Source organism: Nocardia carnea (assembly GCF_029869215.1).
Taxonomy (GTDB): Bacteria; Actinomycetota; Actinomycetes; order Mycobacteriales; family Mycobacteriaceae; genus Nocardia; species Nocardia carnea_B.
The window spans coordinates 1-9,133 of sequence record NZ_JARWPM010000242.1; the positions used below are offsets into that span (position 1 = coordinate 1).

Annotated in this window: 7 protein-coding genes, 1 tRNA gene and 1 pseudogene; 4 read left to right on the plus strand and 5 right to left on the minus strand. The window is 67.8% G+C overall.

The window, feature by feature from the left end:
• From QH276_RS16830 to argS, 3 genes and pseudogenes are all read right to left on the minus strand, one after another.
• A pseudogene (locus QH276_RS16830) lies at positions 1–261 on the minus strand (homoserine dehydrogenase); the annotation flags it as partial.
• Positions 261–1,676, minus strand: coding sequence for a diaminopimelate decarboxylase (gene lysA, locus QH276_RS16835; protein ID WP_280399657.1), 1,416 nt, complete (start codon positions 1,674–1,676; stop codon positions 261–263). The pseudogene QH276_RS16830 and the gene lysA, both read right to left, overlap by 1 nt.
• Positions 1,677–1,734: 58 nt before the next feature.
• Positions 1,735–3,393, minus strand: a complete 1,659-nt coding sequence (gene argS, locus QH276_RS16840; protein ID WP_280399656.1) for an arginine--tRNA ligase — start codon at positions 3,391–3,393, stop codon at positions 1,735–1,737.
• Positions 3,394–3,485: 92 nt separating this feature from the next.
• Between argS and QH276_RS16845 the strand changes: the two genes are divergently transcribed.
• From QH276_RS16845 to QH276_RS16855, 3 genes are all read left to right on the plus strand, one after another.
• The gene (locus tag QH276_RS16845) at positions 3,486–4,424 is read left to right on the plus strand and encodes a DUF3105 domain-containing protein (RefSeq protein ID WP_280399655.1); all 939 of its coding nucleotides are present in this window, start codon (positions 3,486–3,488) and stop codon (positions 4,422–4,424) included.
• On the plus strand, positions 4,424–5,116 hold the full coding sequence (locus QH276_RS16850) for a DUF305 domain-containing protein (RefSeq protein ID WP_280399654.1): 693 nt from the start codon (positions 4,424–4,426) through the stop codon (positions 5,114–5,116). The genes QH276_RS16845 and QH276_RS16850 overlap by 1 nt, the downstream gene beginning before the upstream one ends.
• A gap of 93 nt (positions 5,117–5,209) precedes the next feature.
• Positions 5,210–5,282, plus strand: a tRNA-Arg gene (locus QH276_RS16855).
• 152 nt (positions 5,283–5,434) lie between these two features.
• Here QH276_RS16855 and QH276_RS16860 read toward each other — a convergent pair.
• Positions 5,435–6,466 carry a hypothetical protein gene (locus QH276_RS16860; protein WP_280399653.1) on the minus strand — a complete coding sequence of 344 codons (1,032 nt, stop codon included), beginning with the start codon at positions 6,464–6,466 and terminating at the stop codon, positions 5,435–5,437.
• A gap of 363 nt (positions 6,467–6,829) precedes the next feature.
• Between QH276_RS16860 and QH276_RS16865 the strand changes: the two genes are divergently transcribed.
• Entirely contained in the window at positions 6,830–7,354 is a 525-nt protein-coding gene (locus QH276_RS16865; protein WP_280399652.1) for an Rv0361 family membrane protein, read from the plus strand.
• A gap of 31 nt (positions 7,355–7,385) precedes the next feature.
• On the opposite strand, the gene QH276_RS16870 is transcribed toward QH276_RS16865, so the two are convergent.
• A complete protein-coding gene (locus QH276_RS16870; RefSeq protein ID WP_280399651.1) occupies positions 7,386–8,345 on the minus strand; it encodes a glycosyltransferase family protein in 960 nt (319 codons plus the stop codon).
• Positions 8,346–9,133 lie beyond the last annotated feature (788 nt).

The following is a 9,133-nucleotide window of genomic DNA, read 5'->3' on the forward strand; positions in this document are numbered from 1 at the left end:
GGGCGGGGCGACTTTTCCCTGGGGGGGGGTGGTTCGCTGTTGGGGGGGCGGGCCGGGGGGGGGGCCCTGCGGGCGTCCCGCGACGCCGCGCAAGGTCACCGGTGCCCCGACCCGGGACTGCAGATCGTCGGCGTGATCGCGCAGGATCCGCACCACCTCGCGGCCGACATTGCCCATGCCCAGGACCGCGATACCGATCGGGCGGTCCGGGCCCCACTGTCCGGCCACTGTCACCTCGGGCACCCCTTTCGTCGTGTCCATCAGACCTCCAGGCCGAGCAGGTCGGCGGTCGTTTCCCGGCGCAGGATCAGGCGCGCCGTACCGTCGGAGACGGCGACCACGGCGGGTCTGGTCAGCATGTTGTACCGGCTCGACATGGAGTAGCAGTAGGCGCCGGTGGCGGCCACGGCGAGCAGGTCGCCGGGGCCGGCGTCGGCCGGTAGCCAGGTGTCGCGGATGATGATATCGCCGCTCTCGCAATGCTTTCCGACGACGCGGGCCACCACGGGCCCGGCCTCGGAACCACGCGAGACGAGCTGGCAGTGATAATCGGCCTGGTACAGCGCCGGGCGGATATTGTCGCTCATCCCGCCGTCGACACTGACGTACCGGCGGCGCAGTCCGCCGTCGAGCGACACATCTTTCACAGTGCCGACCTCGTACAGGGTCACCGTGCCCGGTCCGGCGATCGCGCGGCCCGGTTCCACCGCGATCCGCGGCACCGGCAGCCCGGCCAGTTCGGCCTCCCGCGCCACCAGCACCCGCAGTTTTTCGGCGAAGGTGTCCAGCGGCGGCGGATCGTCGGACGGAACGTAGGAAATCCCGAGACCGCCGCCCAGATCGAGCAGTGAGATCTGCGAGGTACGTTCCACCCCGAATTTGTCGACGGCCTCGCGGAGAAGTCCGAGCATCCGGTGCGCCGCGATTTCGAAACCGTCGATTTCGAAGATCTGCGAACCGATATGGCTGTGCAGGCCGACCAGGCGGAGATTATCTGCCTCGAAAACCCGGGCGAGAGCTTCCATGGCATCGCCACCGGAAATCGAGAATCCGAATTTCTGATCCTCGTGCGCGGTGGAAATGTATTCGTGGGTGTGCGCCTCCACGCCCACGGTCACCCGGACCAGCACGTCCTGCACCACACCGGCGGCCCCGGCGACGGCTTCCAGCCGATCGATCTCGATCAGCGAATCGACCACGACATGCCCGACCCCGGCCGCGACCGCGGCCTCGAGTTCGGCGACGGATTTGTTGTTGCCGTGCACCGCGATACGTTCGGCCGGAAAACCGGCGTGCAGCGCGACCGCCAGTTCACCACCGGAAGCCACGTCCAGCGACAGCCCCTCGTCCCGGACCCACCGCGCCACCTCACCGCACAGAAAAGCCTTGGACGCGTAGTGAACTCGCGCGTCCGCACCGAAGGCTCGCACCATATCCCGGCAGCGGGACCGGAAATCGTCCTCGTCCACCACGAACAGCGGCGTACCGAACTGTGCGGCGAGTTCGGTGACCGGCACACCGGCGAGCCGCACCACGTCGTCGGCGTCGCGGGTGGCGTTGCGCGGCCACACGTTGGCGGGCAGGTCGATCATCTCCCGCGGATCCGCCGGGCGCTGCGGCAGGTTCGGCGCGTGCGGGATATCGGCGTGCCGGGGCCCGGCCGGATGGACACTCATCGGTCTCCCTTCCTCACCCACTGCCGGAACAGTCGGTCGTTGCGATAGCGGGTGGCGGTCACATCCGCTCCGGTGCGGTGACGCCGAGCAGGCCCAGGCCGTTGGCGAGCACCTGCCGGGTGGCGTTCACCAGCACGAGCCGGGCGGCGTTGACCGGGCTCACGGGTTCATCGCCCATCGGCAGCACCCGCAGCGCCTTGTTGGACTGGAACGGGTGGTAGACCCCGGCCAGCTCCTCGAGGTAGCGGGCGATGCGATGCGGTTCACGCAGTGTGGCCGCGCTCGCCACCACCCGCGGGAACTCGCCGAGCGTCCGGATGACCGCGCCTTCGAGTTCCGAGTCGAGCTGGGCGAAATCCGGTGTCACCGTGTCGTATTCGAATTCGGCGGCATTGCGGGCGATCGAGGCCGCGCGGGCGTGCGCGTACTGCACGTAGTAGATGGGGTTGACGCTGTCCTGTTTGGTCCACAGGTCCAGGTCGATATCGATACTCGAGTTCACCGAGCTGCGGACCAGCGAATACCGGGCGGCATCGACCCCGATGGCCTCGACCAGGTCGTCGAGCGTCACCACGGTGCCGGCCCGTTTGCTCATCCGCACCGCGACCCCGTCGCGCAGCAGATTCACCATCTGACCGATGAGCACCTCGACGCTGTCGGGATCGTCGCCGAACGCCGCGGCGGCGGCTTTCAGGCGGCCGATATACCCGTGATGGTCGGCGCCGAGCATGTAGATACACAGATCGAAGCCACGCGACCGCTTGTCCTGCAGGTAGGCGATATCGCCGGCGATATAGGCGGCATGCCCGTCGCTTTTGATGACCACCCGGTCCTGATCGTCACCGTATTCCGAACTCTTGATCCACCAGGCGCCGTCCTTCGAATACAGGTCGCCGGAGTTCTTCAAGGTTTCCACCGCGCGTTCCACCGCGCCCGAGGCGAACAGCGAACTCTCGTTGAAATAGACGTCGAAATCGGTGCCGAATTCGTGCAGCGTTTTCTTGATATGGGCGAACATGAGTTCCACACCCTCGGCGCGGAAACGTTCGAGTCGCTGCTCGGGGTCGAGTTCGAGTACGCCGGGATGCGCGGAAACGACCTGATCCGCGATTTCGGCGATATACGCGCCCGCGTACCCGTTCTCCGGGGTCGGCGCCCCAGTGGCGGCCGCGACCAGTGATTCGGCGAACCGGGTGATCTGCGCGCCGTGATCGTTGAAGTAGTACTCCCGGGTGACCTCGGCGCCCTGCGCGGCGAGGATCCGGCCGAGCGCGTCGCCGACGGCCGCCCAGCGGGTGCCACCGAGATGAACCGGACCGGTCGGGTTCGCGGAGACGAATTCGAGGTTGATCTTCGTTCCGGCCAGGGTATCGGCGGTGCCGTATTTCACACCGGCCGTCAGCACCTGTTCCAGGATCGCGCCCTGCGCCGAGGCGGCCAGCCGGATGTTCAGGAAGCCCGGTCCGGCCACTTCCGCGCTCGCCACGCCGGAGGTGTCACCGAGCGCCGCGGCCAGCCAGCCGGCCAGCTCGCGCGGATTCGTACCCGCCTTCTTCGCGACGCGCATCGCCACATTGGTGCTGTAATCACCGTGTTCGGGGTTGCGCGGACGCTCCACATCGACCTTGTCGGGCAGGACGGAAGCGTCCAGTCCACGTTCGGCAAGTACCTTCGCGGCCGTGGCGTGAAGGAGATCTGCGAGGTCGGCTGGAGTCACGAGTCTCTATCCTATGGTCCGAGTGGGTGCGCGCCGCGAGTGGGCACCGCAGCCATGCACTGTTCATCACGTGGGAAAGAGCTAGGACCGGTATGCCGAACAGGACCAGCGCCAAATCGGCGAAAGCCGTCAAGGCGGCGGGCAAAGCCTCTTCCGCCCGGGCAGGGGGCGGTAAGAACAGGAACAAGCCACCGCTCAGCCAGCGCATTCCATGGCTCACCGTCGGGGCGGTCGTGGTGCTCGTCGCGCTGATCGGGGCGCTCGCCGTGAGCCTTGTCCCGAAGTACCAGGAGGAGGCCGCGCTGCGCGAACGCCAGGAGCAGGTGCGGGCGCTGCGCGAATCCTTCGGCCAGAAATTCGCCCCGACGGAGCAGAACCAGGATCCGTCTGCGCAGATCCAGGGCGTGGTGAAGCACGAATATCCCGCGGGCCTGCACGTCGATGCCACCCAGCGGGTGGCCTACGACCAGACCCCGCCGTTCGGCGGCCCGCACGACGCCTCGTGGGCCGACTGCATGGGCGCCGTCTACGAGAAACCGCTGCGCGAGGAGAACGCGGTCCACTCGCTGGAGCACGGCGCGGTGTGGATCAGCTACAACCCCGAGAAGGTCGACGAGGACGGGGTCGACACGCTGAAGGCCTGGGTGGACGGCGAACAGTACATGCTGCTGTCCCCGCATCCCGATCAGGAAGCGCCCATCTCGCTGCAGTCCTGGGGCCACCAGCTCAGCGTGCCCGACGCCGACGACGAGCGGATCGGCCAGTTCATCACGGCACTGCGCCTGAACAACTACGCCTACCCGGAGGTCGGCGCCAGCTGTTCCAACCCGACCTTCGGTACCGAGAACCCGCCGGCCTACGACCCGAGCGAACCGGGCCCCGACGCGGTGCCCATGGACGGTGCCGGGCTGCAGCCCGATCAGAGCGAACTGGGCGGTGTGCCCACCGGCGGCCTGCCCGGCGGTATCCCGGCCATCCCGGGGATGCCTGGCACCCTGCCGGAACAGCAGGCCCCCGGGGCGGGACAGTAATGCCGGAAGCCGGACAGCCGGCGAGGACGGGCTGGCGCGCGCAACTGCGCGCCCAGCGCGTTCCCCTCCTGATCATCGGCGCGATCGCGCTGCTCGTCGTGGGTTTCGGTGCCGGCGTGCTGTTGGCCCCGGACACCACCGGTGACGACACCCACGCCGGCCCGGTCGATATCGGGTTCGCGCAGGATATGTCGACCCATCACCAGCAAGCCGTGGAGATGTCCGGTATCGCGCTCAACGGTTCCACCGACACCGATATCCGGCGGCTGGCCTACGACATTCTCACCACCCAGCAGGGCCAGATCGGCCGGATGCAGGGCTGGTTGCAGATGTGGGACGCGCCGGCCAGTGCCACCGGCGGGCATATGACGTGGATGCCGCAGGACGAGCACGCCGGGCACGGCCACGAGCACGGCGCCGCGGGTACGGCCACCATGCCGGGAATGGCCGACGCCGACGATCTGCGCCGGCTCCGCGCCGCGCGGGGCCAGGAACTCGACGTCCTGTTCCTGCAGCTGATGCTGCGGCACCATCAGGGCGGGGTCCCGATGCTCGAATACGGCGCCGAACACGCCGAAACCACCGAGATCCACACCCTGGCCGGCCAGATGCTGCCCGCCCAGCAGGGCGAATCCCGGCTGATGACGAAAATGCTCGCCGACCGCGGCGCCCAACCGCTACCGCTCAACTGACCCGCCACCACGCGTTTTGGCCTCACCGGCCGTGATGCGTTACGCTGTGGACCGCCCGATCGACCGGACTCCCGGCCCCTCGGGTGGATCCCCGCCCTCGTAGCTCAGGGGATAGAGCGTCTGCCTCCGGAGCAGAAGGCCGCAGGTTCGATTCCTGCCGTGGGCACAGCGTGCTAAATGCCCCCGCCGATCAGGTCGGGGGAATTTCGCGTATTCCGGATGTATGGGGTGGGCGACCGCGAGAGCGGCAGTGCCACGTACCCGAACCGGACCGACCTGCTGATCCGGCCCGGCACCAGGTGGCCGGAAGAACTCGGATCAGCGTGGGGAGGCGGCCAGACGGGCGTGTAGGTCCAGCAGGGCGGGGATCTGTTCGGCCGGTCGGCGGCCCATTCCGCATTCGGTGGCGATACCGAACCGGGAGACGACCGTGCCGGCGGCTTTCATGCGCCGGCGAGTGCCCTCGAAACCGTCCGTGGCGTGGATCAGCCCCAGGTACAGCGCGGTCTCCGGCGGCAGCGCCAAGTCGGCCAGCGGGGCGAAATACGCCTCGTCGGTGCGGTCCTTCGGTACCGGCATGTGGACCCATTCCAACGTGCGGTTCAGCGCGCCCGCGACGCCCGCGGCCACCGCAGCCAGTTTCGAGGTATCGGCGGGCTCGACGAAATGCCGATGGCCGAAATCGCCGTAACACAGGTGATAGCCGAGTTCCACGTCCGGCGGTACGGCATTGCCGAGCCTGGCCGCCCGTTCGACCACACCGGCGAGCATGGCCGGGTAATCGCTGCCGAACCAGGAAGGGAAAACACCTTCGAAGAGGGCGAACTCCACGGCAGCATCCCATTGCACGGCTAGGGACCGATGCGGGATGGTGTCCACGATCTGGGCCAGCTCGGCCAGCAGCTGGGCCTCGTATCGCTGCTCCAGTTCCGCCTGCGGGCCCGCGATGAACGCGCCGACCACCGCGATGGGGGTCGGCAGGCTCACTTGAAACCGGATATCCGGCGCGATGACGCCCTGATCACGCAAGCCCTGGAAAACCCGCCACGAATCCAGAGCCGCCCGGGCATAGCCGAGTGGGCCCAATTCGATTGCCCCGGCGTCGACCCCGGGTTTCGGCTGGACACGCTCACTCGGGCCGTACTCGGGACTCGGCGGCGGTACGGTGACCAGGTCGGGATGGTTCTGCAGTTTGGGCAACTGCCAGACGACCCAGTTGTCCCGTTCGCCGGTCTCCCCGTCGGGGATCCGGGTGATATGCGGGCCCAGCCGGGCCACAACCTGCTCGAAAACCTCGGCCGCACCGGCCAGCGGAATACTGCCGCACAAATGAACACCCCGATCGGACACCTGACCTCCATGCATCTGTCGAAATCCCTCCCGCCGGGGAAGTCTATGAACGCCGGAGCACTTGTGCGCGGCGAAGCTTTCCGAGGCGGGAAGCTCCGATCGGCAGGAGGGGCGCGGTTCTGCCGTAGTCTTCGAATGACCATCCTGGGGAGTAGAGCGGGGAACGGAGACAACATGACTCAGCCACCGGCGGGGCCGCCGTACGGACAGCAACCCGGCGGACCGCTTCCGGGCCCCGGACCGCAGGGCGCTTCACCGCAACCGGGATATCCACAACAGCCCGGCTACCCCCAGCAACCCGGTTACCCGCCCGGGCAGTTGCCGCAGGGCGGTTACCCGCCACAGCCCGGGTATCCACCGGGGATGCCACCGCAGGGCGGTTACCCGCCACAGGCAGGTTTTCCGCCGCAGCCGGGCTACCCGCCGCCCCGCAAACCCCGGACGGGGCTGATCATCGGCGCCGTGGTGGCGGTGCTCGTCGTCATCGGCGCGGTATCGGCCGTGGTGGTGCTGACGATGCAGGGCAAAACCCCGATCGCCTCCGACGAGCAGCAGGTCGAGAACGCGCTCCGGGAGTTCTACGGCACGCTGGGCGACGAAGGTTTCGTGGCGGCAGCCCAACTGGCCTGCAAGGCCGACCGGGACGAGATCGCCGGCATGTCGGAATCCGAGCGGGCCGAAGCCGATAAAGCCGAATTCTCCGTACAGATCGATTCGGTGGACAATATCGTCATCACCGGCGACCGGGCGGAAGCGACGATCACCGGTAAGTTCAGCCTCTCGATACCCGGCAGCTCCGATGACGAAGTGGACGAGAGCTCGGACGAGGATCTGGTGAAAGAGGACGGCGAGTGGCGGGTCTGCTCGTCGACCGGCACCGATACCTGATATCAGCGGCAACTGCCCACCTGTGCGGCGGTCATTCCCGCACAGCGAGCAAGCCCGACACCACGGGCGCCAGGTACTCCGTGGCCGGCCGGTCCCGCATCACGCGGCGACCGGCCGCGGCCCGCGCTTCTCGTTCCTCCGCCGCGGCGAGGTAGTGCAGGCAGGCAGGGACGATCTCGTCGTAATCGGTGAAAACGACCGCGTCGGCGAAGCGGGCGGCTTCTTCGGTGTCGGCGCAGTGCTCGGAAATAACGAACACCCCGTTGGCCAGCAGATACGACACCCGGACGACCTCGAAGATCTTGGTGTCGTAGAAATGGATGTTCACAACGATTTTCGCGCGTGCGTACAGCGCGTCCCGAGCCGGCCCGTACACGCCGAAATGGGCTTGCGCGTTCAGGCCGAGCCGGCGCAGTTCCTCGATCGGGGCCATCCGGCGCTCATTGAGCGAACCGATCACCAGCACGTCGATATCCTGCTCGGGTGCGGGCGGAATCCGTTCCAGCTCGGGAACGTAACCGATCGGTACGTGCCGGACGTCCGGTACACCGAGGTCATGTAGCGCCGCGATATTGCGGAGACTGTAATCCCACACCGTGTGCCGGCGGAACAGTGCGAGCAGGTCGGCGGTGACCCATTGCGAATCCACCGAAATCTGCTCCAGGTTGAACAGAACGGCGTCGCCGGGGACCTCGAGATTCCACCACGAAAGGGTATTGCTGCCGAAAACGATATGCCGCCGGCCGGGCAGGCCGAGATCGTCGGACAGCACGCTGCGGTAGCCCAGTCGCAGCAACGCGATATGCACGGTTTCGGCGACCTCGCGGAACGCTTCCCGGTGCGCGTAGGAGAGCGGTGGCGCCAGGGTGACGGCGAACTCGGCGGGCGATACAGCGGGCAGATTCACAAGCACTTCCGGAGATTCGGTGGCAGCGTCGAGGGCCGCGCCGGGGAGGCGATCGGTACCGCCGCCGACTGTACCGACCGACACCGGTCTCTGCCCATTGCGACCGCGGTCGCAAGGTTCCGGCACAACGCAAGGCCGCGGCCGCACCGGGCGATCCGACGTCGCGTTCCTGTCGTAGTCTGCCGAGGACACCGGGAACGGAGGAGCCGGATGACCTGTCCACCACAGAACGATCGTCCGCCGAGCCGTTTACTCGCCGCACGGGCCCGTCCCCGGCTCCCCGCTGCGCCGGCAAGCCGCCGGGCCCGGCGATGAGTTGCTGCGGGCCGTCGCGCCGTACCGTCCTGGGCGCATTCGGGCTGGCCGCGCTGCTACCCGCCGCCGGGCTCGCCGGCGGAAAGCGCGCCACCGCGCAACCCGGCCCGATCGTGGCCACCGACCTCGAAGTCGTCACCGTGACCGATACGTCGGCGATACTCACCTGGACCAGCCGCTCCGCCGATCCGGCGGGTCGGCTGGTTCCGGTCGATACCGATGGCGAGGTACTGCTGACCGACGCCGGCTCGACCGGCCCGCTCCGGCCGGTGTGGAATTCCGCCGGCGCCACCGCGTTCCACTACGCGGAGTTCGGCGGTCTGGAACCGGGCCGCGCCTACCGCTTCGAGGCGCGGTCGGCCGGGGTTAGCGCGACCCCCGCGGTCGCGGGGGGGTTAGGGGGGGGCGCCCCACCCCCAAACACCCCGCTACACAGAAGCACTCATCTCCCGCGTAGGCATCACCGGAGTATCGGACACCTACATCCAGCGATCCATCGAGCAGCGGCTGTACCGGCAGAAACGCGTACTATCCGGCGACTTGGAAATCGACCTCGT